A 1,484-nucleotide genomic window follows, 5' to 3' on the forward strand; every position below is an offset into this window, starting at 1 on the left:
TTTCTGCCTGCATCGCCTGTAAGCCTGCTTTGAGCTCTGCAGAGCTGTTGTTATCGACAACTAGAACGGGAACGTCAGGAAGCTGATACACATCAAGTTGATGAATTTGCCCGTAAACGTCAAACGCTTCGATGTATTGCCAGCTTTCATCATCACCGCTTGGTTCAAAGGCAAAGAGTGGTGCAACGTCGCCATTGAGCCATGCTCCTAGCATTTTTTCGTTGGCTAAGCGCACTTCTAGCAATTGATCTGAGAATTCAGTAATGCCTTTCCAGCTACGAATTTGAGCGTCGGCTTCAACGAGTTGTTGGCTAAATTCTGCAGTAGGGTTTTGCTCAATGAAAGAGGAGACAGGAACATTGGTTTGTTGAGCAGTAATATCTCTTCTCAACATAGGCTCAATTGCCGTATAGTTTTTGCTCAGTTGTTGAGCAAGTTCCCGTTTGGTTTGTGTAATGTCGTCCGCACGCGCATTAGATACGTTTGTCACTTTAGTATCTTCAGATTGGCAGCCAATCAGTGCTAATGTACTGAGAACAGACAGAATGATAGTTTTTTTCATAGTATGTCCTTTATTGATTTTATGAAATAGAGTTAATACTCTATTCATGGTGAGAATATCACCCGACATACTCCATTCAATTTGCTTTTCTGGAATAAGTTAAACTTTGCACACAGGATCAAAGTTTATAAATTTCGTTTTAACGGCAGGATATATCGCGTCGCCTTATTAGTAAGTCTTTACGTGTTATCCCAAAAAAGAAAAAAGCCAGCAGCAATCAGCAACTGGCTTAAATTCGTGTTCATGAAAGCTAGAATAACTTACTAGACCAACCGAGTTTGTTCCGTAATACGTGATAGTAGCTGTAATCTTTCGGATGGATGAGTTTGAGTACATTTGGGCTTTGATAAATGTGGATCTCATCGCCGGGAGAAACTGGCAGCGACACTTGTCCATCACAACTTACTTCTTGTGTACCGCGATTTTCTGGTGACACAATCAGTTTGATTCTGCGTTTGCCATCAACCACCAACGGTCGGCTAGATAAGGTATGAGGGAACATAGGCACCAGTGAAATGGCATTCAGGCTTGGTGACAGAATAGGGCCACCACCAGAAAGTGAGTATGCTGTCGAGCCTGTTGGTGTGGAGACAATCAACCCATCGGCGCGTAAAGAGAAGGCAAAGCTTTCATCAATGTACACCTCAAACTCAATCATATGTGCGATTTGCCCAGGATGGAGCACGGCTTCGTTTAAAGCGGCGTTATGACTTTTTATTTGACCATGACGATGCACTTCTGCCTCAAGTAAGAAACGCTCTTCTTCAATGTACTCTCCTGCAAGTACGGCTTTGAGTGCCGCTTGGAAATCGTCTGGGTTTAAATCAGTTAAAAAGCCTAGATTGCCACGGTTTACGCCAATCACAGGCACGTCAAAACGCGATAAAATTCTCGCTGCGCCCAGCATGTTGCCATCACCACC

2 protein-coding genes are annotated in these 1,484 nt (G+C 43.6%); both read right to left on the bottom strand.

The features are described 5' to 3' along the window. Positions 1 to 562, bottom strand: a 562-nt coding sequence (locus tag R7F67_RS23980; RefSeq protein WP_318057431.1) for a DUF3103 family protein, incomplete at its 3' end; no start/stop codon positions are given. A gap of 250 nt (positions 563 to 812) precedes the next feature. Beyond that, the coding region (gene nadK / locus R7F67_RS23985) for an NAD(+) kinase (protein ID WP_318057432.1) at positions 813 to 1,484 on the bottom strand (672 nt) is incomplete at its 5' end.

Origin of the sequence: Vibrio sp. YT-17 (assembly GCF_033337375.1) — a bacterium.
Classification (GTDB): Bacteria; Pseudomonadota; Gammaproteobacteria; order Enterobacterales; family Vibrionaceae; genus Vibrio; species Vibrio alginolyticus.